Source organism: Pseudoduganella sp. LjRoot289 (assembly GCF_964252925.1).
Classification (GTDB): domain Bacteria; phylum Pseudomonadota; class Gammaproteobacteria; order Burkholderiales; family Burkholderiaceae_D; genus Rugamonas.
In genome coordinates, this window is the sequence record NZ_CAXUPN020000001.1 from 4,830,056 (window position 1) to 4,852,284 (window position 22,229).

The 22,229-nt window shown below is 66.1% G+C and carries 20 protein-coding genes; 10 read left to right on the forward strand and 10 right to left on the reverse strand.

Going from position 1 to position 22,229, the window contains the following annotated elements; genetic code table 11:
• Positions 1-5: 5 nt before the first annotated feature.
• The 5 genes from paaE to paaA form a co-directional block, all read right to left on the reverse strand.
• Positions 6-1,082 (reverse strand): 1,2-phenylacetyl-CoA epoxidase subunit PaaE, encoded by a 1,077-nt coding sequence (paaE, locus tag ACSQ8Y_RS20650; protein WP_436268301.1) that lies wholly within the window; start codon positions 1,080-1,082, stop codon positions 6-8.
• Positions 1,083-1,095: 13 nt separating this feature from the next.
• The gene (paaD, locus tag ACSQ8Y_RS20655; RefSeq protein WP_436268302.1) at positions 1,096-1,668 is read right to left on the reverse strand and encodes a 1,2-phenylacetyl-CoA epoxidase subunit PaaD; all 573 of its coding nucleotides are present in this window, start codon (positions 1,666-1,668) and stop codon (positions 1,096-1,098) included.
• Positions 1,669-1,733: 65 nt separating this feature from the next.
• Positions 1,734-2,486, reverse strand: a complete 753-nt coding sequence (gene paaC, locus ACSQ8Y_RS20660; protein ID WP_436268303.1) for a 1,2-phenylacetyl-CoA epoxidase subunit PaaC — start codon at positions 2,484-2,486, stop codon at positions 1,734-1,736.
• 13 nt (positions 2,487-2,499) lie between these two features.
• Positions 2,500-2,784 carry a 1,2-phenylacetyl-CoA epoxidase subunit PaaB gene (gene paaB / locus ACSQ8Y_RS20665; protein WP_436268304.1) on the reverse strand — a complete coding sequence of 95 codons (285 nt, stop codon included), beginning with the start codon at positions 2,782-2,784 and terminating at the stop codon, positions 2,500-2,502.
• 11 nt (positions 2,785-2,795) lie between these two features.
• Positions 2,796-3,785 (reverse strand): 1,2-phenylacetyl-CoA epoxidase subunit PaaA, encoded by a 990-nt coding sequence (gene paaA / locus ACSQ8Y_RS20670; protein WP_436268305.1) that lies wholly within the window; start codon positions 3,783-3,785, stop codon positions 2,796-2,798.
• Between the two features lie 190 nt (positions 3,786-3,975).
• On the opposite strand from paaA, the gene paaX reads away from it, so the two are divergent.
• Positions 3,976-4,911, forward strand: a complete 936-nt coding sequence (paaX, locus tag ACSQ8Y_RS20675; protein ID WP_436268306.1) for a phenylacetic acid degradation operon negative regulatory protein PaaX — start codon at positions 3,976-3,978, stop codon at positions 4,909-4,911.
• 108 nt (positions 4,912-5,019) lie between these two features.
• Here the strand turns inward: paaX and ACSQ8Y_RS20680 are convergent, their stop codons facing one another.
• Positions 5,020-6,105 (reverse strand): TRAP transporter substrate-binding protein, encoded by a 1,086-nt coding sequence (locus ACSQ8Y_RS20680; RefSeq protein ID WP_436268307.1) that lies wholly within the window; start codon positions 6,103-6,105, stop codon positions 5,020-5,022.
• Positions 6,106-6,244: 139 nt separating this feature from the next.
• Between ACSQ8Y_RS20680 and ACSQ8Y_RS20685 the strand changes: the two genes are divergently transcribed.
• From ACSQ8Y_RS20685 to ACSQ8Y_RS20695, 3 genes are all read left to right on the forward strand, one after another.
• Entirely contained in the window at positions 6,245-7,378 is a 1,134-nt protein-coding gene (locus tag ACSQ8Y_RS20685) for a M14 family metallopeptidase (RefSeq protein WP_436268308.1), read from the forward strand.
• A gap of 247 nt (positions 7,379-7,625) precedes the next feature.
• Positions 7,626-9,824 carry a TonB-dependent receptor plug domain-containing protein gene (locus ACSQ8Y_RS20690; protein WP_436268309.1) on the forward strand — a complete coding sequence of 733 codons (2,199 nt, stop codon included), beginning with the start codon at positions 7,626-7,628 and terminating at the stop codon, positions 9,822-9,824.
• Between the two features lie 131 nt (positions 9,825-9,955).
• The gene (locus ACSQ8Y_RS20695) at positions 9,956-11,113 is read left to right on the forward strand and encodes a hypothetical protein (protein WP_436268310.1); all 1,158 of its coding nucleotides are present in this window, start codon (positions 9,956-9,958) and stop codon (positions 11,111-11,113) included.
• A gap of 88 nt (positions 11,114-11,201) precedes the next feature.
• Here the strand turns inward: ACSQ8Y_RS20695 and ACSQ8Y_RS20700 are convergent, their stop codons facing one another.
• Together ACSQ8Y_RS20700 and pmbA are read right to left on the reverse strand one after the other, a co-directional pair.
• On the reverse strand, positions 11,202-12,293 hold the full coding sequence (locus tag ACSQ8Y_RS20700) for a TRAP transporter substrate-binding protein (RefSeq protein ID WP_436268311.1): 1,092 nt from the start codon (positions 12,291-12,293) through the stop codon (positions 11,202-11,204).
• Between the two features lie 71 nt (positions 12,294-12,364).
• Positions 12,365-13,717, reverse strand: a complete 1,353-nt coding sequence (gene pmbA, locus ACSQ8Y_RS20705; RefSeq protein ID WP_436268312.1) for a metalloprotease PmbA — start codon at positions 13,715-13,717, stop codon at positions 12,365-12,367.
• A gap of 90 nt (positions 13,718-13,807) precedes the next feature.
• Between pmbA and yjgA the strand changes: the two genes are divergently transcribed.
• Genes yjgA through ACSQ8Y_RS20725 form a run of 4 tightly spaced genes read left to right on the forward strand, consistent with a single transcriptional unit; the run spans position 13,808 to position 16,048 of the window.
• Entirely contained in the window at positions 13,808-14,425 is a 618-nt protein-coding gene (yjgA, locus tag ACSQ8Y_RS20710; RefSeq protein WP_436268313.1) for a ribosome biogenesis factor YjgA, read from the forward strand.
• The gene (gene mog / locus ACSQ8Y_RS20715; protein ID WP_436268314.1) at positions 14,415-15,059 is read left to right on the forward strand and encodes a molybdopterin adenylyltransferase; all 645 of its coding nucleotides are present in this window, start codon (positions 14,415-14,417) and stop codon (positions 15,057-15,059) included. Before yjgA ends, mog begins: the two co-directional genes overlap by 11 nt.
• A gap of 10 nt (positions 15,060-15,069) precedes the next feature.
• Positions 15,070-15,738 carry an alpha/beta hydrolase gene (locus ACSQ8Y_RS20720; protein ID WP_436268315.1) on the forward strand — a complete coding sequence of 223 codons (669 nt, stop codon included), beginning with the start codon at positions 15,070-15,072 and terminating at the stop codon, positions 15,736-15,738.
• Between the two features lie 40 nt (positions 15,739-15,778).
• Positions 15,779-16,048 (forward strand): hypothetical protein, encoded by a 270-nt coding sequence (locus tag ACSQ8Y_RS20725; RefSeq protein ID WP_436268316.1) that lies wholly within the window; start codon positions 15,779-15,781, stop codon positions 16,046-16,048.
• Between the two features lie 15 nt (positions 16,049-16,063).
• Here ACSQ8Y_RS20725 and ACSQ8Y_RS20730 read toward each other — a convergent pair whose 3' ends face one another.
• Positions 16,064-19,345, reverse strand: coding sequence for a ligand-binding sensor domain-containing diguanylate cyclase (locus tag ACSQ8Y_RS20730; protein WP_436268317.1), 3,282 nt, complete (start codon positions 19,343-19,345; stop codon positions 16,064-16,066).
• Positions 19,346-19,444: 99 nt separating this feature from the next.
• Complete coding sequence (locus ACSQ8Y_RS20735) at positions 19,445-19,996, reverse strand: carboxymuconolactone decarboxylase family protein (protein WP_436268318.1); 552 nt, start codon at positions 19,994-19,996, stop codon at positions 19,445-19,447.
• Between the two features lie 184 nt (positions 19,997-20,180).
• On the opposite strand from ACSQ8Y_RS20735, the gene ACSQ8Y_RS20740 reads away from it, so the two are divergent.
• Both ACSQ8Y_RS20740 and ACSQ8Y_RS20745 read left to right on the forward strand, forming a co-directional pair.
• A complete protein-coding gene (locus ACSQ8Y_RS20740; RefSeq protein WP_436268319.1) occupies positions 20,181-20,759 on the forward strand; it encodes a PEP-CTERM sorting domain-containing protein in 579 nt (192 codons plus the stop codon).
• Positions 20,760-20,853: 94 nt separating this feature from the next.
• The gene (locus tag ACSQ8Y_RS20745) at positions 20,854-22,176 is read left to right on the forward strand and encodes an aspartate aminotransferase family protein (RefSeq protein ID WP_436268320.1); all 1,323 of its coding nucleotides are present in this window, start codon (positions 20,854-20,856) and stop codon (positions 22,174-22,176) included.
• The last annotated feature ends 53 nt before the right edge of the window (positions 22,177-22,229 follow it).

Genomic DNA, 22,229 nt, shown 5'->3' on the forward strand with positions numbered 1-22,229 from the left:
TTGCTTTACTCGGCCTGGTCGAAATCGACCACTACTTTATCCGTTACCGGGAAGCTCTGGCAGCTCAGCACGAAGCCGCGCGCGATCTCGTAGTCTTCCAGCGCGTAGTTCACATCCATGTCCACTTTCCCGTCCAGCAGCTTGCAGCGGCAGGTCGAACATACGCCGCCCTTGCAGGAGTAACGCATGTCGATGCCGGCGCGCAGGCCCGCGTCGAGGATGGACTCCTTGTCGCGCTCCATGGTGAACATGGTGTGGTTGCCGTCCATGACCACCGTCACTTCGGTCAATCCCGTGCCCAGGTCGGCCTGCGCGCGCGGCTTGTGCTGGTGCTTCGGAATGCTGGCGGCGAACAGTTCGATCTTGATGTGCGACTTCGGCATGCCCGCTTCCTGCAGCGCTTCCGACACGCCGTGCATCATGTCCTCCGGGCCGCAGATGAAGGCGGTGTCGTAGTCCTCGACGCGCACCCAGTGCTGCAGGAACTGCCTGGCCTTCTCCTTGGTGATGCGGCCGTTGAACAGTTCGATATCCTGCTGCTCGCGGCTCATCACGTAGGCGATGTTCAGGCGCTCGGTGTAGATGTCCTTCAGGTCGGCCAGCTCGTTCTTGAAGATCACCGACGACGAGGCGCGGTTGCCGTAGAACAGCGTGAAGCGGCTGTCCGGCTCCGTCAGCAGCGTGGTCTTGATGATGGACAGGATGGGCGTGATGCCGCTGCCGGCCGCGAAAGCCATGTAGTTCTTGCTATTGGCGGCGTCCAGCGGCACGTTGAAGTGGCCCATGGGCGGCATCACGTCGATGACGGTGCCGGGTTTGAGCGTATCGTTGGCCCAGGTCGAGAACATGCCGCCGGCCGTGCGCTTGATGGCCACGCGCAGCGCGCCGTCCTGCACGGCCGAGCAGATCGAGTACGAGCGGCGCACGTCTTCGGCGTTAATCTGCGCGCGCAGGGTGAGGTGCTGCCCTTGCTGGTACTTGAAGCGCTCTTCCAGTTCGGGTGGCACGGCGAAGGTGACGGCGATGCAGTCGCGCGTTTCGTTGTTCACCCGGGCGACGGACAGCGGATAGAATTTGCTCATGGTGGTTATGCTCTCAGTGGCACTTGAAGTAGTCGAACGGTTCGCGGCAGTCGAGGCACTTGTACAGTGCCTTGCACGGCGTGGAGCCGAACTGGCTGGTGTTTTCGGTGTGGCTGGAACCGCAGTGCGGACAGACCACTTTCGGTTTGGCGATGGCGCCGCGTTTCACGCCGGCGGCAAGATCGCTTCCCTCGCGTCCGCTTTCCTGGCGTCCTTTACGCAGGCCGCTGATGTCGACCACCTGCTGCGCGGGCGGGGCGATGCCGTAGCCTTTCAGCTTGGCCTTGCCCTCCTCGCTCATCCAGTCGGTGGTCCAGGCAGGCGAGAGCTGCGTGCGCAGTTCCACCCGCTCGACGCCGCGCCCGCGCAGCGCATCGGTGACGGCGTCGGCGATCACCTGCATCGCGGGGCAGCCGGAGTAGGTTGGCGTGATGGTGACGGTGCATGCGCCGTCATCGGCCACCTGCACGTCGCGCACGATGCCGAGGTCGACCACCGAGATGACGGGGATCTCGGGGTCGGCGACCTCCGCCAGCCAGCCCCATATCTGCTGCACCTTGTCATTCCCGCGCACGCGGGAATCCATAGTGCGCGTGCCAGGATGCTCAGCATGGGTCCCCGCTTCCGCGAGGACGACAAGATGGGGGCGCATTACCACTCCGACCCTGGATAGGCGCGCTGCAGGAACTGCATCTCGGCCAGCAGATAGCCCAGGTGCTCGCTATGGACGCCCTGCTTGCCGCCCTTCTGCATCCACGCGTCCGGCGACGGCATCGTCAAGGTGGCCTCGCCGAAGATGTCGCTCACGTGCGCCAGCCATTGCGCGCGCAGCGGTCCGGCTTCCGGCGCCACGCCGGCGGCCACCATGGCCTGGTCGACCGCGTCGTACTTGAAGAACTCGCCCGTGTACATCCACAACTCGTCGGCCGCCGCCTGCGTTTTCGCGTGGCTCACTTCCGTGCCGTCGCCCAGGCGCACGATCAGGTCGCCGCTGCGGCGCAGATGATAGGTGACTTCCTTCAGCGCCTTCTCGGCAATCTCGCGGATGCGCTCATCGCCCGACCTGGTCAACGCACCGATGAAGAAGTAGTGCCAGGTGTCGAAATAGAACTGGCGCATCATGGTGTCGGCGTAGTTGCCGTTTTTCTGCTCCACCAGCAGGCAGTTCTTGAAATCGTGCGCGTCGCGGTGGTAGGCCAGCTTGTCCTCGTCGCGCCCCGCGCCTTCCAGCTCGGCGGCGTAGGTGTACCACATGCGGGTCTGGCCCAGCAGGTCCAGCGCGACGTTGGTCAGCGCCATGTCCTCCTCCAGCGCCGGGCCTTTGCCGCACAGCTCGGAGAGGCGCTGGCTCAGGATCAGGGTGTTGTCGCCCTGGCGCAGCAGATAAGTGACTTTATCGTCCATGATGGCGGCCGCCTTACAGGTTCTTCACTTCTTCCGGCATCGGGAAGAAGGTGGGGTGGCGATAGACCTTGCTGTTGGCCGGCTCGAAAAGGGCGTCCTTGTCGGCCGGGCTGCTGGCGACGATGTCGCTGGCGCGCACCACCCAGATGCTGACGCCTTCATTGCGCCGCGTGTAGACGTCGCGCGCGTTGTTGACCGCCATGCCGGCGTCGGACGCGTGCAGGCTGCCCACATGCTTGTGCGCCAGACCGTGCTGGCTGCGAATGAAAACTTCCCACAATGGCCACTCTTTGCTCATCTTATGTCTCCTCAGGCCGCAGCCTTCTCCTCTTGATGTTTGTCGGCGTAGGCCACCAGCGCGTCGCGGAACCACGCGCCGTCCTCCCAGGCCTGGACGCGGGTGCGCAGGCGTTCGCGGTTGCATGGGCCGTTGCCCTTCAGGACGGCCTGGAACTCGCTCCAGTCGATCTCGCCGAATTCATAGTGGCCGGTTTCGGCGTTGAACTTCAGGTCGGGATCGGGCACGGTCAGGCCCAGGTATTCGGCCTGCGGCACGCTCTGGTCGACCATGCGCTGGCGCAGTTCGTCGTTCGAGAACAATTTGATGCGCCACTGCGCGGACTGGGCGCTGTTGACCGATTCGGCATCCGACGGGCCGAACATCATCAGCGACGGCCACCACCAGCGGTTCAGCGCGTCCTGCGCCATGGCCTTCTGTTCCGGCGTGCCCTTGGCCAGCGACATCATGATGTCGTAGCCCTGGCGCGCGTGGAAGGATTCCTCCTTGCACACGCGTATCATGGCGCGGGCGTAGGGGCCGTAGGAGCAGCGGCACAGCGGGATCTGGTTGATGATGGCCGAGCCGTCCACCAGCCAGCCGATGGCGCCCATGTCGGCCCAGCTCAGCGTGGGATAGTTGAAGATGCTCGAATACTTGGCCTTGCCGCTGTGCAGCGCGTCCAGCAGTTCGTCGCGCGACACGCCCAGCGTCTCGGCGGCGCTGTACAGGTAGAGGCCGTGGCCGGCTTCGTCCTGGATCTTGGCCAGCAGGATGGATTTGCGTTTCAGCGTCGGCGCGCGGGTCACCCAGTTGCCCTCGGGCAGCTGGCCGACGATCTCGGAGTGCGCGTGCTGGGAAATCTGGCGCACCAGGGTTTTGCGGTAGGCGTCCGGCATCCAGTCCTTGGCCTCGATTTTCACGCCGGCGTCGATGCGGTCCTGGAACGCGCGCTCGTCGGCGCTCATGTCCTCGCTAGTCTGGACTTTCTTCAGGCCGGTTTCAACCATCTGTGCGTACATGTTCTGTCTCCTCGTTCAAGGTATGATTCATAATACGATACAAAAATTCGTTTGACTACCGATTTTTTGACTCAAATCAAAAATCTGTATCCCTTCAGGGCGCAAAGCTGACAAAATGGCCAGATACAAGAAAAATAATGCTGCGCCGAAGCCGCGGCAAAGTAAACTCCGGCCTTGAGAGAAATCACCCATGCGCAAGATGAAGATACTGAACAGCAACGAATGGATAGCCCACTTCCTGGCCAGCGACCCGCCGCGCTCGAAATCGCTGGTGATGACCATCTTCGGCGACGCCATCGTGCCGCACGGCGGCGTGGTGTGGCTGGGCAGCCTCATCGAACTGCTGGCGCCGTTCGGCGTCAACGACAGGCTGCTGCGCACCTCGGTGTTCCGGCTGGCGCAGGAAGGCTGGCTCGGCTCGCACCGCGACGGGCGGCGCTCGTCCTACGCCATCACGCCCGAGTCGCAGGCCCGCTTCACGCGCGCCCAGCGCCGCATCTACGCCCCGCTGCACCTGCACTGGGACGGCAACTGGACCCTGGTCATGAGCGGCAACAGCCTGAGCGCGGCCGAGCGCACCCTGCTGCGCAAGGAGCTGGCCTGGGAAGGCTACGGCCTGGTGTCCCCGGGCGTGTTCTGCCACCCGGCCGGCAACGCCGATACGCTGGACGAACTGCTGGCGCGCACCGGCACGCGGGGCAAGCTGTTCATCTGCCACGCGGCCGACATGCCGGGCGCGCGCCACGGCCGGCCGCTGCGCGAGATGGTGGACGAAGGCTGGGACCTGAGCGGCGTGATCGACGGCTACCAGCAATTCATCGCCCAGTTCCAGCCGCTGCTGGCCCTGCTGCGCGGCGGCCACCAGCCGGAGCCGGAGCAGGCCTTCGTGATCCGCTCGCTGCTGATCCACGCCTACCGCCGGGTCCAGCTGCACGACCCGCAACTGCCGGTCGAGCTGTTGCCCGAGCCGTGGCCGGGCGCCGCCGCCTACGAGCTGGCGCGCGAGCTGTACCGGCTGGTGCAGGTGCAGGCCGAGCAGCACATCCTGGCCGTGCTGCGGCGCGAGGACGAGCACACGCCGGCGGCCGACAGCGCCTTCGACCGGCGCTTTGGCGGCCTGGCCTAGCGTAGCCTTTAGTGCGGCACGGCCGCGCAATGCGGAGGGCCGCAAGCCAACATGGCAAGTCGGCGTGCGGCCCGTGTTGATCCAGCACAGACGCTGTGGAAGTCCCGGCTATTTGCGGCCGGCGTTGATGAGGAAGTTCTGCATGGTCGCCTCGGCCACCGAGGCCCACTGGTTCTGGTCCTGGCGGAACTTCTTCCACGGCTCGTAGATCTTCTTGAACTTGGCGTTCTTGGCCGACTCCTCCTCCATCACGGCGGTCGACAGCTTGTAGGCCGCGTCCATGATCTCCTTCGAGAAGGTGTGCAGCTTCGCGCCGTTCTTCATCAGGCGCGCCAGCGCGGCCGGGTTCTTGGTGTCGTACTCGGCCTGCATGATGACGTGGCACTCGTAGCTGGCGCACTCCAGCGCCGCCTGGTATTCCTTCGGCAGCTTTTCCCACTCCTTGATGTTGATATAAAACGACAGTTGCGGCCCGGCTTCCCACCAGCCCGGCGCGTAGTAGTGCGGCGCCACGCGCTGCAGGCCCAGCTTCTCGTCGTCGTAGGGCCCGACCCACTCGGCCGCGTCGATGGTGCCCTTCTCCAGCGCGCCGTAGACGTCGCTGGCCGGAATCTGCTGCGGCACCGCGCCCATGCGCTCCATCACGCGCCCGGCGAAACCGGCGATGCGGATCTTCAGGCCCTTCATGTCGGCCACCGTTTTCACTTCCTTGCGGTACCAGCCGCCCATCTGCGTGCCCGTGTTACCGGCCAGGAAGTTGATGATGCCGTAGCCCTTGTAGAACTCGCGCATCAGCTCGCGCCCCCCGCCCTGGTCGTACCAGGCGGTCTGCTGGCGCGACGTCAGGCCGAACGGCACGGCGCAATCGAAGCAGAAAGCGGGGTCTTTGCCGAAGTAGTAGTAAGAAGGCGTGTGGCCCATCTCCACCGTGCCGGCCTGCACCGCGTCCATCACCTGCAGGCCCGGGACGATCTCGCCGCCCGCGAACTGGCGGATGGTGAACTTGCCGCCGGTCAGCTCGGCCACGCGCTTGCAGAAGTGCTCGGCGGAGCCGAAGATGGTGTCCAGGGTTTTCGGGAAACTCGACGCCAGGCGCCAGTTGACGGCCGGCTGGCCCTGCGCCATTGCTGGCAGCGCCAGGACGCCCGCGCCCGCACCTGCGGTGGCATTTTTCAGGAAGGAACGACGCTGCATGTCTCGGTCTCCAATGTTGGTGTGGGGGAAAATCTCAGCCTAGTGTATGACTGAACTGGCAAGCTTGCAATCCCAAGCTTGCCGGTAAAACTAGTATCATATTGGACACCCGATACACTACCCATCAGGATCGAAGCTAATGCCACTCAAAATCAGCCACCAATTCGATGCTGGCGCCATCGACGTTCTGCGCGCGGACCACCCTTCCGCGATCGATCTGAACATCCGCAAAGACTCCGCTGCCGATATCACCCAGTGGTTCTACTTCCGCGTGCAGGGCGCCAGGGCGACCCCGCTGACGATGAACTTCCTGAACGCCGGCCAGGCCGCCTATCCGGACGGCTGGAAGGACTACCAGGCCGTGGCCAGCTACGACCGCAGCACCTGGTTCCGCGTGCCCACCAGCTACGACGGCCAGACCATGGTCATCGAGCACACCCCGGAATACGACAGCGTCTACTACGCCTATTTCGAGCCCTACTCGTGGGAACGTCACCTGGCGCTGCTGGACAACGCCCAGCTGAACGACTACGTGCGCATGGAAGACCTGGGCAGCACGCTCGACGGCCACGACATGAATGTGCTGGTGATAGGCGAGCCGGAAGAAGACAAACCCAAGGTCTGGGTCATCGCCCGCCAGCACCCGGGCGAGACGATGGCGGAATGGTTCGTCGAGGGCATGCTCGACGCGCTGCTGGACGAAGCCAACCCCTTCGGCCGCCAGCTGCTGCAGGAAGCGGTGTTCTACGTGGTGCCGAATATGAACCCGGACGGCTCGGTGCGCGGCAATCTGCGCACCAACGCGGCCGGCGCCAACCTGAACCGCGAATGGATGACGCCGAGCATGGAACGCAGCCCGGAAGTGTTCCTGGTGCTGAACAAGATGAAGGAAGTGGGCTGCGACCTGTTCCTCGACATCCACGGCGACGAAGGCCTGCCCTACGTGTTCGTGGCCGGCAGCGAATCGCTGGAGAGCTTCGGCGACAAGGAGGCGGCGGAGCAGCAGCGCTTCGTCGACGACTTCAAGATCGCCAATCCGGACTTCCAGGATGAATTCGGCTACGGCGTGAGCCCCTACACCCCGGAAACGCTGACCATGGGTTCGCCGCACATCACGCACGCCTTCGGCTGCCTGTCGCTGACGCTGGAAATGCCGTTCAAGGACAATGCCAACGACCCCGACCCGGTCGCCGGCTGGAACGGCGCCCGCAGCGCGCAACTGGGCGCGTCCATCCTGCAGCCTGTGCTGCTGTCGCTTCGCGCCAACAGTTAAGAAATTAAAAGGGAGCGGGCCGCTGGGCCAACAGCACCCATCCGGTGGCGAACAGCGGCATTCTGCTGCAACTGCGCCTAACGTCCGCGCAACACCAGCCCAACTGCGCGCAAGCCGCTCCCGCAGCGTAAATAGTCGATTGAAAATAGGCAACTTTCCTATTACCATGCTATCGACGTAGAAAAAACCCGCCTGATACGCGGGTTTTTTTCTGCACCGAACGACATCTAACCGGCATCGACCAACCATGACTCAACGGCCCCGCCCGTCCCCCGCCCTGCTGCGCCTGTTCGCCGCCGCTCCCGCCCTGCTGGGCGCCCTGCACGCGCAAGCGCAGACCGCCCCCGACACCAAGCCGCCCGCAAAAGAGCAGATCCAGCAGGTGGAAGTGAAGGGCGCCGCAGTCAGCTACGACGCGCGCCGCAACGACACCGCCACCAAGATCGTGGTGACGCAGGAGGAGATCCTGAAGAACGGCGACACCACCATTGCCGAGGTGCTCAAGCGCCTGCCGGGCGTCACCGTGGGCGGCGTGCAGGGGCGCGGCGGCGACATCCGCATGCGCGGCCTGGGCAGCGGCTACACGCAGATCATGCTGAACGGCGAACCGGCCCCGGCCGGCTTCTCGCTCGACTCGCTGTCGCCGGACATGATAGAACGCATCGAAGTGATGCGCGCGGCCACCGCCGAGTTCAGCACGCAGGCCATCGCCGGCGGCATCAACATCGTGCTCAAGAAGGCCATCGTCACTGCGCAGCGCGAGATCAAGGTCGGCGTGCAGGACGACAACGGCAAGTTCGGCACCAACACCAACTTCCAGCTGTCCGACCGCAAGGGTCCGGTTTCCTACGCCATCGGCGGCGGCCTGACCTACGGCAAGTTCGACCGTCCGGCCGAGATCGTCACGACCGGCACTACCCCGGCCGGCGTGCAGAACCTGTCGCGCCGCACCGGGCAGACCAACACCGGCGTGTTCGAAGCGTTGAACCTGTCGCCGCGCATCAACATCAACCTCGGCCCGAACGACATCGTCACCTCGCAAAGCTTCGTCAACGTCAACCGCTTCCGGGGCGACATCAAGGATCGCGTCAACACGCTGCAGGGCAATGCGCCGCGCTACAGCGCGACCGATGTCCACATCGCCTCCGACGTCGTCTTGCTGCGCAGCGACCTGACCTGGACCCGCAAACTGGCGCAAGGCGCCAAGCTGGAAGTCAAAGGCGGGGTCAATTTCAACCAGCGCGAAACCGAGGCGCCGGCGCTGCAGTACTATGCCAACAACGCGCTGGCCCTGACCCGCCTGGTGACATCCGAGTCCACCGACAAGGGCTTCACCACCACCGGCAAGTATTCCACGCCGCTGTTCGAAGGCCACGCGCTGGCCACCGGCTGGGACGCCGGCTACAGCAAGCGCGACGAAGACCGCATCCAGCGCGAAAGCTCCACCGTGGGCGCCCCGGTCGCCAACCTGGACCAGATCTACAACGCCGACGTGACGCGCCTGGCCTTGTACGCCCAGGATGAATGGACCGTGACGCCGCGCTGGTCGGTGTACTTCGGCCTGCGTTGGGAAGGCATAGAGACCAGGAGCGAAGGCAACGACTACGCGCCGGTCAGCAACAAGTCCAGCGTATGGAGCCCGCTGTTCCAGACCTTGTGGAAACTGCCGGGCAGCAAGAACGACCAGGTCCGCCTGGGCCTGACGCGCACCTACAAGGCGCCCGGCGTGAACAGCCTGATCCCGCGCCGCTTCGCGTCCAACAACAACAGCGCCACCAGCCCGGACCAGACCGGCAACCCGCTGCTCAAGCCCGAACTGGCTTGGGGCCTGGACCTGGCTTTCGAGCACTACCTGCCGGGCGGCGGCCTGATGACGGCCAGCACCTTCGTGCGCCGCATCAAGGACATCACCCGCCAGCAAGTGGCGCTGATCGACGGCCTGTACGTGTCGCGCCCGGTCAACGCCGGCACCGCCAACACGCGCGGCATCGAACTGGAAGCCAAGCTGCCGCTGCGCTCGATGTACCCGGCCGCGCCGGCCATCGACATGCGCGCCAACTTCTCGCGCAACTGGTCGGACCTCGACTCGGTGCCGGGCCCGAACAACCGCCTGGACCAGCAGACCCCGGTCAGCGGCACGGTCGGCGCGGACTGGAAGCTGGACACCATGCCGCTGACGCTGGGCGGCAGCTTCAGCTTCCAGAGCGCCGGTCCGGTGCGCGTGTCGGTCAAGCAGTACGCCTACGCCATACCGAAGCGTTCGCTGGACCTGTACGGCTTGTGGAAATTCACGCCCAAGACCCAGCTGCGGGTGGCGGTGGCGAACGCCCTGCACCAGGACAACTACGCCGAGTCGACCTACGTGGACACCAGCAGCACCCTGCGCGACGGCACCATCACGCCGACCAGCGCCGTGGTGCGCGCGCTGCTGGAAATGAAGTTCTGATCCAGCTGACACAACGCAAGCCGCCGCAAGCAGCCGCAGCTTGAGGATACTCAATCGGGCAACAGATATTTCTTGCGGTCGAGCCTGCCGGTAGCGACTATGGGCTTTCTGCGTCTCGCCAGGAGAACACCATGAAAAAGCCGCTGCCGCTGCCGAAGTTGCTGCTGGGTTTGCCACTGATGCTGTCCCTGGCCGCCTGCAGCATGCCCTACCGCCCGGCGCAGTTCATGGAAGCCGGCACTACCTTCCCCGGTCTGGCCCAATTCGTGCAACAAGCGCCCGCGCATCGGATCGACGTGCTGCTGGTGCACGGCATGTGCACCCATGACGCAAGCTGGGCCAGCGGCACCGTACGGCAGTTGGCCGACGCGCTGGCGGCCAACGTGCCGCTGTCCGCAGAGGCAAGCAAGGCCACGCCCGATCAGATCGAGATCATCCCCGCCACCGTGCCCACCGGCGACGGCGCGATCCGCTTCCAGTCGCTGATCTGGTCGCCGCTGACGACGCCGCTCAAGCAGCAGCTGTGCTACGACCAGACCGGCAAATCCGCCATCTGCCAGGGCGCGCCGCCCTACACGCCGGCGCGCGCCGGCATCAACGCCAGAGTCAAAGACCTGCTGATGGACGACTGCCTGCCGGACGCGCTGATCTACCAGGGTGTGGCGCGCGACGCCATGCAGCTGCGCATGCGCGACGCGGTGCTGCGCGCCACGGCCGATGCCGAGCCGGGCACGCCGCTGGTGGTGATCTCGGAAAGCCTGGGCAGCAAGATATTGTTCGACACGCTGAGCCGCATGCTCGACGAGCGCGGCGCCGGTTCGTCCGAGGCGGCAAGGGCCGCCGCCGCAGCCCAGCAGACGCTGGACCGCATGGCCTACCTGGTCATGGCGGCCAACCAGATCCCCATACTGGGTCTGGCCGACCAGGCGCTGCCGAGCGCGATCGGACGCCGCGCGGTGCAGCAGGACAGCCTGCAGCGCGTGCTGGAGCGGCGCAGCGCCGCCGTCACCGGCCCGGATTCGGCCGCAGCGCCCGGCGCAACGCGGGCGGCCCTGTCCGGCCTGACGCTGGTCGCCTTCACGGACCCGAACGATCTGCTGTCCTACACGCTGCAAAAGGAAAGATACGAGCGCCCCGGCGTCACCGTGCACAACGTGCTGGTATCCAACGCCCATACCTGGTTCGGCGCCCTCGAGAACCCGCTCGACGCCCACATGCGCTACCTCGACAACCCCGACATCGGCCGCCTGATCAGCTGCGGCGAACCGAAAAGCCAACTCTGCCGTTAACGGAAAAGGTAACGGAAAAGGGGCCAGGGTCAAATATTAACGAACGCCCGTTCATTAATATTTGACCCTGGCCCCTTTTCGGGTCGGCTTACTTGCCGCCGCGGCCTGCGCTGATGAGGAAGTTCTGCATCGTCGCTTCAGCCACCGAGGCCCATTGGTTCTGGTCCTGGCGGAATTTTTTCCACGGCTCGTAGATCTTGGCGAACTTGGCGTTCTTGGCCGCTTCTTCGTTCATGACGTCGTTGGCGGCCTTGTAGCACGCTTCCATCATGTCTTTCGGGAAGTTGCGCAGCTTGACGCCGCTCTTCAGCAGGCGCGCCAGGGCGGCCGGGTTGCGGAAGTCGTACTCGGCTTGCATCACGACGTGCGCTTCGTACGACGCGCATTCGATCGCGGCCTGGTATTCCTTGGGCAGCTTTTCCCATTCCTTGATGTTCACGTAGAACGAGAACGAGGCGCCCGCCTCCCACCAGCCCGGCGCGTAGTAGAACGGCGCGACCTTGTGGAAGCCCAGCTTTTCATCGTCGTAGGGGCCGACCCATTCGGCCGCGTCTATCGTGCCCTTTTCCAGCGCCGGGTAGATGTCGCCGCCGGCCAGCTGCTGCGGCACCAGGCCCAGGCGTTCGAGCACCTTGCCGGCGAAGCCGCCGACGCGCATCTTGGTACCCTTCAGGTCGGCCACGCTCTTGACTTCCTTGCGGAACCAGCCGCCCATCTGGGTGCCGGAGTTGCCGCCCAGGAAATTGATGATGCCGTAGCCTTTGAAGAATTCACGGGTCAGCTCGCGGCCGCCGCCCTGGTCGTACCAGGCGGTGTGCTGGCGCGAGGTCAGGCCGAACGGTACCGCGCAGTCGAAGGCGAAGGTGGCGTCCTTGCCGAAGTAGTAGTACGAGGCGCTGTGGCCGCATTCGACCGTGCCCGCTTGCACCGCGTCCATCACTTGCAGGCCGGGGACGATCTCGCCGCCGGCGAAGGAACGGATGTTGAACTTGCCGCCCGTCAGCTGGGACACGCGCTTGGTGAAGGTGTCGGCGGCGCCGAAGATGGTGTCCAGCGATTTCGGGAAGCTGGACGCCAGGCGCCAGTTGATGGTCGGCAGCGATTGCGCCAGGGCGGGCGCAGCGACCGCGCCCACGGAGGCGCCTACGGCTGCCTTTTTCAAAAAGGAACGACGTTCCATACATGGTCTCCTAGGTTTTGTAATGTGCCCGAGACAGTGTATGGAAACGTGGGCAAGCTTGCAACGAAAACTTAGCCCCCGGCAACGACCATTTTTTCGATCAGGATGGAGCCGGTCTGCTTGGTGCCGCGCACCAGCACGTCGGCGCCGATACCGACTATCTGCTGGAACATATCCTTCATGTTGCCGGCGATGGTGATTTCCTCCACCGGGTACTGGATCACGCCGTTTTCCACCCAGTAGCCGGACGCGCCGCGCGAGTAGTCGCCGGTGACGTAGTTGGTGCCCTGGCCCATCAGTTCGGTCACCAGCAGGCCGGTGCCCATCTTCTTCAGCATGGCGACGAAGTCGTCGTTCTTCTTCGTCAGCGAGGACGTCAGCGACAGGTTGTGCGAACCGCCCGCGTTGCCGGTGGTTTGCATGCCCAGCTTGCGCGCCGAGTAGGTCGACAGGAAATAGCCCTGCACTTCGCCGTTCTTGACCACGTCGCGGCTCTGGGTGCGCACGCCTTCCTCGTCGAACGGGGCCGAGCCGACCGCGCCGACCACGTGCGGATCTTCATGGATCTGTATGTGCGACGGGAACACCTGCTTGCCCAGGCTGTCGAGCAGGAAGGTCGATTTGCGGTACAGCGCGCCGCCCGACGTCGCTTGCACGAAGGCGCCCAGCAGGCCGGCCGCCAGCGGGGCCTCGAACAGCACCGGGCAGGTGCGGGTGCTGAGCGTGCGCGCGTTCAGGCGGGCCAGCGCGCGTTCGGCGGCGTAGCGGCCGATCGCTTCCGGCGCGGCCATCTTTTTGGCGTCGCGCACCGAGCTGTACCAGTCGTCGCGCTGCATCTTGGCGCCCTTGCCGGCGATAGGCGCCACCGACAAGGTGTGGCGCGAATACGGGTAGCCGCCGATGAAGCCGCGCGAATTGGCCGACACGAAGTGCGACTGCTGCACGTGCACGCCCGCGCCTTCGCTGTTGGTGATGCGCGGATCGACCGCGAAGGCGGCCGCTTCGGCGCGCTGGGCCAGCGCCACCGCTTCCTCGGTCGAGATGCGCCACGGGTAGTACAGTTTCAGGTCGCGCGGGTTCTTTTCCAGCATGTCCTCGTCGGCCAGGCCGGCGCAGTCGTCGTCGGCCGTGAAGTTGGCGATGTTGTAGGCCGCGTCCACCGTGGCGCGCAGCGAGGCGGCCGAAAAGTCGGACGTGCTGGCGTTGCCGCGCTTCTGGCCGATGAACACCGTCACGCCCAGGCCCTTGTCCCGGTTCTGTTCTATGGTTTCGATCTTGGCTTTGCGTACAGAGACGGACAAGCCGCTGCCCTCGCTGATCTCGACGGCGGCATCGGTGCCGCCTTTCTCGCGCGCGTACGCCAAAACGTCGCGGGCAAGCTGTTTCAATTGATCCTGGCTGTGGCTGAATGCGGAGTCGCTCATGTGGTGTTTTCTTCGGGTGACCGTTAAAACAGTTATCATAGCAGTCGTTTACAGTTTTTACAGGCCGGGTTAGCGCCCACCTCCTTTATCATGCCAAATCCAAACCGGGGTGCCTGCGGGTTCCAATCGTCCGAATTCGAACAAGAATACGAGCGCCCTTCCAAAACCGAAATGAAGCGCCAGTCCGACGCCCTGCAGAAGCTGGGCGCCGAACTGGTGGAGGCCCCGCGCGACCGCGTCAAGCGCGTCGAGATGCCGGAAGACGTGCGCGACGCCATCCTGACTTGCCAAAGTATCACCAATCACGAAGGCCGCCGCCGCGCCATGCAGTTCGTGGGCAAGAAGATGCGCACCCTGGACGAGGAAGAAGTCGCCGTCATCCAGCGCACCATCGAAGGCTGGAAAGGCGCTTCCAAGGCCGATACCGCCGCCATGCACGCGCTGGAACGCCGCCGCGACAAACTGCTGACCGACGACGCGGCCCTGACCACGCTGCTGTCGGAGAATCCGGAACTGGACGTGCAGCAGCTGCGCACCCTGATCCGCAACGCCCGCAAAGAGCAAGCCGAAAACAAGCCGCCCAAGGCTTACCGCGAAATCTTCCAGATCCTGAAGCAGGTCGACGCCAAGCACCGCAAGGCCAAGGCCGAAGCGGCCGGCGAGGTGGAAGAGGACGGCGACGAGGACAGCGAGCAAGATGACGAGTAATACCCCGGTGCCCGAGCTGGTGATCGGCCTGGTGTCGGTTTCCGACCGCGCCAGCGGCGGCGTCTACGAGGACAAGGGCCTGCCCGCGCTGCAGGAATGGCTGTCGGCCGCACTGACGACGCCCTTCCGCGTCGAAACCCGCTTGATCCCCGACGAACGCGCGCAGATCGAAGCCACGCTGATCGAGCTGGTGGACGTGGCGCGCTGCCACCTGGTGCTGACCACCGGCGGCACCGGCCCGGCGCGCCGCGACGTGACGCCGGAAGCCACGCTGGCCATCGGCACCAAGGAAATGCCCGGCTTCGGCGAGCAGATGCGCCAGATCAGCCTGCAGTTCGTGCCGACCGCGATCCTGTCGCGCCAGACCGCCGTGATCCGCGAGAGCGCCGGCGCGGCCGATCCGCACGCCGCCCTGGTGATGAACCTGCCCGGCCAGCCGAAAGCCATCAAGGAAACCCTGGAAGGGCTGAAGGACGCCGACGGCAAGCAGCTGGTGGGCGGCATCTTCGCAGCCGTGCCTTATTGCGTCGACCTGATCGGCGGCCCCTACATGGAAACCAATCCGGCAGTGTGCAAGGCCTTCCGTCCGAAATCGGCGCTAAGGCCCAACGCCTCCCACACTGCCAGCAATTGAGGAAGAGTATATGACCGCACTGCTGGACAACATCGAAATCGAAACCGGCGCCAACCCGTCCGTTTCCATCATCTGGATGCACGGCCTGGGCGCCGACGGCAACGACTTCGTGCCCATGGTCGAAGAACTGGACCTGGCCGGCCTGCCCGCCATCCGCTTCATCTTCCCGCACGCGAACACCATGCCGGTGACCATCAACAACGGCTACGTGATGCGCGCCTGGTACGACATCGTCCACACCGACCTCGGCCGCCAGGAGGACGAAACCGGCCTGCGCGCCTCGCAGGTCCAGGTGGAAGCCTTGATCGCGCGCGAAAAAGCGCGCGGCATCCCCGCCGACCGCATCGTCCTGGCCGGCTTCTCGCAAGGCTGCGCGATGACCTTGCAGGCCGGCCTGCGCCATCCTGAAAAACTGGCCGGCCTGATGTGCCTGTCCGGCTATGTGCCGCTGGCCGAAAAAACGGCCGCCGAGCGCAGCGAAGCGAGCCTGCAGACGCCGATCTTCCAGGTGCACGGCCGCATGGACCCGGTGATCCCGGTGGCGCGCGCCGAAGCGTCGCGCGACCTGCTGGTGAAGCTGGGCTACCAGGTCGAATGGCACGACTATTACATGCAGCACTCGCTGTGCGCCGAAGAAGTGGCGCACATCAGCGCGTGGCTGAAAAAAGTCCTGGCGTAAAGTCAGGCATAACCCCGCACGACCCAACTGAAAGCAGAAAATGAAGAAAACCGGCATGGCAAAGAGCGACGCCAAGAAATTGATGGGCAAGATGCTTGCCCCTGGCGCGGCCGGTTTCGGCAACACCGATACCGTGGTGGTGGACAAGCGCGAACAGCGCCGCCGCGACCAGGCGCTGGGCCTGGTGCCTTTCGCCGTCAAACTGAACAGCGAACTGGTGGCGCAGCTGCAGGCGCTGGCCAAGGACGGCGGCAAGGACCTCAACGAAGTGGTCGCCGACGTGCTCGCGCGCGGCCTGGCCGCCCAATAAGCCGCACCGGCGTGCTCACGCGCGGACCAGGCCGGTCCTGACCTGTTCCCCGTCCAGCGAGGTCTCGACCAGCACCTCGCCGGATGCGACCAGGCTGGCGGCCGACTTGAAGCGCGCCGCCAGGCCGTCCCCCTGCAATTTCTCCCCCGCCCCGAAACCCACCCAGCCATTGCGGCCGGAATGCTTGGCCACATACAGCGCGCGGTCGGCAATCTCGATCACCTCCGCCCAGTTCAGCGCGCGCGGCTCGCCCGGCAGGAAGGGGAAGCTGGCATATCCTATCGAACAGGTTTTCTCCAGCAGCGTGCCGCAGGGCAGCGCGAACGGCGCGTCCGCGACCGCCGCGCGTATGCGTTCGGCCACGGCGGCCGCGCCGGCCCGCGCCGTGCCCCGCGCCAGCACCAGGAATTCCTCCCCGCCCCAGCGCACCACATAGTCGGACTCGCGGAACACGCCCAGGATGCGTGCCGGCAACTGCATCAGCACTGCGTCGCCCGCCGCGTGGCCGTGCACATCGTTGACCTGCTTGAAGTGGTCCAGGTCTATCATGTAGATCACCAGGTCGGCGTCCGCGGGCAAGGCCGCGCCGCCCGTCTCATAGCGCCGGATCGCCGTCAGCACGTCCAGATCCAGATGCTGCATCAGGAAGCGCCGGTTGCGCAGGCCCGTCAGCGGATCGGTCAGGCTGGCCTGCTCCAGCGCCAGCGAAGCCTGTTCCAGCTGGGCCGTGCGCTCCTTGACCTTGCTTTCCAGCTCGCGCTGGCCGCGCCGCAGCACGGCGGTGCGTGCCGCCACGATGCCGTACACGCCCAGCAGCGCCGCCGCCGCCAGTGCCGCGCGCCACCACCAGGTCTGGTACCAGGCCGGCAGCACGCGCAGCGCCAGCGTCAGCTCCTTGTCCGTCCATACACCGTTGCGGTTGCTGCCGCGCAGGCGCAGCAGGTAGGAGCCGGGCGCCAGGTTGGCGTAGTTGACCAGGCGCCTGCGCGGGTCGCTGGGCTGCCAGTCGCCGTCGACGCCGTCGAGCCGGTAGGCGTAGAGATTGCGCTCCGGCGCCGAGTAGTCCAGCGACGAGAACTCCAGTTCCAGGTGGTTGGCGGCAGCGGGCAGCTCCAGCGCCGGCGCGCCCGGCGCCAGGTAGGGCTGGGCCGGCAGCGCGCGCCCGCCCACGCGCAGCTCGGTGACCGCCAGCGGCGGCGCATAGTTCCAGGACGCGACGGCGGCAGGGTGCACGACGGACAAGCCGCCCAGCGCGCCGAACATCAGCTCGCCCTTGGCGGTGACGGCGCCCGAATCGGCCCAGTAGCCTGACGTGAAGGCGTCGCCGTCCGCCTGGCTGAAGGCGCGCACGGCCAGGCTGCGCCCGTCGATGCGCAGCAAACCGCCGTCCGTGCTGGCCCAGATATCGCCCTCGCCGTCCTCCAGCAGCTTGTCGATGCCGCGGCTCTGCGGCCCCTTGGCGCCGATGCGGTGCAGCGTGCCGCCCGCGCCGTCCATCCACTGCAGGTCGCCTGCGTCCGTGCCTATCCACAGGCGGCCGTGCCGGTCGGCCAGCAGCGAGGTGATGCCGCTCAGGCCCTGGCCTGCGGCGGCCTTGTCGTCCGGCGCCAGCGGCAGCACCTGGTCGGGCTCCGCGGGCGCGCCGCCCGGCGTGACCGCATATAAATTGGTCGTGGTGGCGACCCACAGGCGGGGCGCGCCAGCCCGGGCCGCGCCCTTGCTCAGCGTGACGATGCGCTGTTTGTCCAGCCGGCCGTCGCCCACGCGGCGCGCCTGTCCGCTCGCGCGCGCCAGCGACCACAGGCCGCCGGCCGTGCCGCCGACGTACAGCGTGCCGCCATCGAGCAGCAGGGTCTGCGTGTTCTCGGCCACCGAGCGCGTGCCCAGCGTCACGCGCGCAACCGACCGCGCCGAGACGTCGCTGCGGTACAGGCCGCGATTGGTGCCCAGGTAGACGCTGCCGTCCGGCGCCGCCGCAATCGACCAGATGCGGTCCTTGGGCAGCGCCGTCCGCGGCTGCGCTGGGTCGGGCCGCAGGCCGGCCACGCGCGCGCGGCCGGGTGCAAGGATGTCGACGCCGTTCGCGCCCAGGCCCAGCCAGACCCTGCCGTCGGCCGCCGCCGCGACGCTGAAGATTTCGCTGTCGCTCAAGCCATCGCGGCGGCTGGAATCGCTGAACGCCGAGGCCAGCGCGGCCTTGGCGGGCGCATGCAGGCTCAAGCCCCGGTTGCCGCCCGCCCACAGCAGGCCGGAATGGTCGCGCAGCAGCGCCCAGACATTGTCGTCGTTCAGGCTGAGCGGCAAGGTGCGGTCGCGCCGCACCGCCTGGGTCGCGCCGCTGGCCGCGTGAACGATCAGGATGCCACGCCCGAAGGTGCCTATCCAGATCTCGCCCGGCGCGGCCTCGGCCAGCGAGGCAATGTTCGCCTGCGCGAAGCTGTTGTCGGCCGCACCCTGTTCAAGCACCTGTCGCGGCTGGGTCTCGCCCTGGTCCAGGCGGAAGGCACCGTGGCGCCGCGTGCCTATCCACAGATTGCCGGCCTGGTCCAGCAGCAGGCGCTCGACGGTGGCGGCCTGGCCTGGACGCAGCGGCAGCGCCACGCGGCTAAAGCCGCCCTGGCCGAAACGGCGCTGGTACAGCCCGTCGCTGGCGCCGACCCACAAGGCGCCGCTGCGCTCGCGCAACACCGCCCCGACCGCGCCCGGCGGCAATCCGCTGGCCTCGCCGGCGCGCTCGTGCGTGATGCGCCCTTGCGCGTCGACGTGGTCCAGGCCCGCCGCGGTCCCTACCCACAGGCCGTGCGCGCCGTCGCCGGCCAGGGCCAGCACGGCCGGCGAGATCAGGCCGCCCTGCCCGCTGGCGGGATAGGACACGAAGCTGTCGCTGCCGGCCTCGTAGCGCGCCAGGCCGCCGCTGGTGCCCACCCACAGGCGCCCGTCGGCGTCGGCCAGCAGGCTGGACACGAAGGGGCTGGGCAGCGCGGTGCTGGACTTGGCGTCGGGCAGGTAGTTGCGGAAACGGTAGCCGTCCCAGCGCGCGAGGCCGCCCTGGGTGCCGGCCCAGATGAAGCCCTGGCTGTCCTGGGCGATGGCGGTTGCGATGATGCTGGGCAGGCCCTGCTCGGGTCCCAGATGACGGAAGGCCGGCTCGGTCAGGCGCGACCAGCGCGCCTCCGGCGGCAGGCCGCCGCCATCGGCCACGGAGCCGTTCGGGGCCGTCACAGCTGCGGCGGATCCAGCCGCCAGCAGCGCGGCGCCCAGCAGCAGCGCACGCGCCTGGCGCATTGCATGGTTCATGCTCATCCGTCCTCTTCCTTGGGCATACGGCTCAAGCTGGATATCAGACCAAAGAAATGTGGAGCAATTATGTAGCCGGCGCCGGCCGCGGCATGAACGCTACGGCAGCGGCGCCGCGCTGGACGGCGGCGCCGCCGACTGCGCGGTGTTCATCACCATCGCCAGGAAAGTGTAGTAGCCGTTCAATCCCACCAGGTCCACCACGCCGTGCTCGCCGAAATGCGCCAGCGCGGCGCTGTACGTGGCGTCGCACACGCGCTTGTCGCGGTGCAGTTCAACGCAAAAGTCATGCACCAGCGCCTCGTCCTCCCGCATGCCTTCGGGGCGGCGGCGCGCGGCGATGGCGTCGACCGCCGCCTGGCTCACGCCCTCCTGCAGCGCGATCGGCGCATGGATGGCCCACTCCACCTGCTGGTCCCACTGCCGCGCCGTCACCAGGATGGCCAGCTCGGACAGCCGCGTGCCTATGGCGCTGCGGTAACGCAGGTACTCGCCCATGCGCTGCGCGTACTCCATCAGTTCCGGACTGCGGATCAGGGGCACGAAAGGCCCGTACAAGGCCCCGCGCGGGCCGTCGATGATGGCTTGGGCGGCGGCCTGCTGCTGCGGCGCGAGCTGCGCGAAGGGGATGGGGCCTAGGCGTTCTGTCATCGGGGAATATTGGCACAGGCGGAAATATTTCGCAAATGCACAATAAAGTTAAATTTAAGTTAATTGTGCATTGTTTGCATTTTTCGACATTGCCGCGAATAGCACCGTGATATTTATTAAGGCGCAGTGACTTGACTGCTCTAGCAAATTTCCTTGAATCACAACTTTTTACATGGAGAAAAATATGACTTCGATATTCAAACGCATCGCCGCTCCCGTCGCCATTGCAGCCTGCCTCGGTCTCGGCGCCGGCGCCGCCAACGCGGGTGCCCTGACTTTCCAAGGGGTCACGTTCACGACCTCGTTCAGCGGCAACGTGCTGACACTGGAAATCGACGCCGCCACGCCCACCGGCGACTGGGCGACGGCCACCACGCTGGGCATGCTCGGCATCAAGGATGTCGGCAGCTTCGACAGCGTGGCGCTGACCTCGGCGCCGGCCGGCGCCTTGAGCTGGATTGTCAACAACAATGAACTGAACGCGAACGGCTGCACCAGCGGCTCCAACCCCATGAAGCTGTGCGCCTTCGGCAGCCACGTCGCGCTGACGGACGACATGGTGTTCGAGTTCACGTTCACAGGCGGCACGCAGAACTTCACGTCGCCGCACCTGAAGGTCGGCCTGTATGAGGGCAACGACGCCGACAAGGTGGGCAGCCTGCTGTCGGAGAACATCCCGGCGGTCCCGGAACCGGCGACCTACGGCATGCTGCTGGCGGGCCTGGCGATGGTGGGCGCGGTGGCGCGAAAGCGCGCATCCTGAGCGGACAATAATTTGCACGCGACACGATAAATATCAACAACACGGGCTGCGCATCGAATTATTGTCGTCTTTCAACTTCACCGTGAGGACGACAATGAGCCACATCATGCACCGCAGCCTGCGCCACACGCCGCCGATCGCAGTCGGCGGCAGTGGCATTACCATACGCGACAGCCGTGGCAAGAGCTACCTCGATGCCAGCGGCGGCGCGGCAGTGTCCTCGCTGGGCCATGGCCATCCGGACGTCATCGCCGCCATGCACGCGCAAATCGACCGCCTGGCCTATGCCCACACATCCTTCTTCACCACGGAGGTCGCCGAGGAACTGGCCACGCGCCTGGCCTTCGATGCACCGGGCGACCTGAACCATGTCTATCTGGTGTCCGGCGGTTCCGAGGCAATGGAGACCGCGCTGAAACTGGCGCGCCAATACTTCGTCGAGAGCGGCCAGCCGCAGCGCACCGTATTCATCGCGCGCCGCCAGAGCTACCACGGCAACACGCTGGGCGCACTGGCCCTGGGCGGCAACGAGTTCCGCCGCCGGCCTTTCGCGCCGCTGCTGATGGAAGTGCGGCGCGTGTCGGCGTGCTACGAATACCGCAACCGGGCGCCGCAGCAAACCCTGGCCGACTACACGGGCATACTGCTGGCGGAGCTGGAGGCGGAGATCCTGGCGGCCGGGCCGGAGAATGTCATCGGATTTTGCGCCGAACCGGTGGTGGGCGCCACGGGCGGCGCCATCCCGCCCACACCCGGCTACTTCAAGGGCGTGCGCGCGCTATGCGACAAGTACGGCATGCTGTTCATCGCGGACGAGGTGATGTGCGGCATGGGCCGCACCGGGACGCTGTACGCCATTGAACAGGAGAACGTGCTGCCGGACCTGGTGACGCTGGCCAAGGGCCTGGGCGCCGGATACCAGCCGATCGGCGCGGTGCTGGCGCGCGAGCATGTGGTGCTGCGCATCCGCGACGGCAGCGGCGCGTTCCAGCACGGCCATACCTACATCGGCCATCCGGTGGCGGCGGCAGCGGCGCTGACGGTGCAGCGCATCATCCAGCGCGACTGCCTGCTGGGCGCTGTGACGGTGCGCGGCGCGCACTTCAGGCGCATGTTGAAGGAAGCCTTCGGCAACCATCCGCACGTGGGCGACATCCGCGGCCGCGGCCTGTTCTGGGCGATGGAGCTGGTGAAGGAGCGGGACAGCAAGCAGCCGTTCGCGCCCGAGCTGAAGCTGCACGCGAAGCTGAAGGAGGCGGCCATGGGCTGCGGGCTGATGGTCTATCCGATGGGCGGCACCATCGACGGCGAGCAAGGCGACCATGTGCTGCTGGCGCCGCCCTTCATTACCACCGAGGCGGAACTGACGGAGATCGTGGCGCGGCTGCAGGAGGCGCTGGCCAGGGCGCTGGCTTGAGTTGGCGGGTTGCGCGGCTTCGCCGCTAAGCCGCCCTACGGAATTCCCTGCCA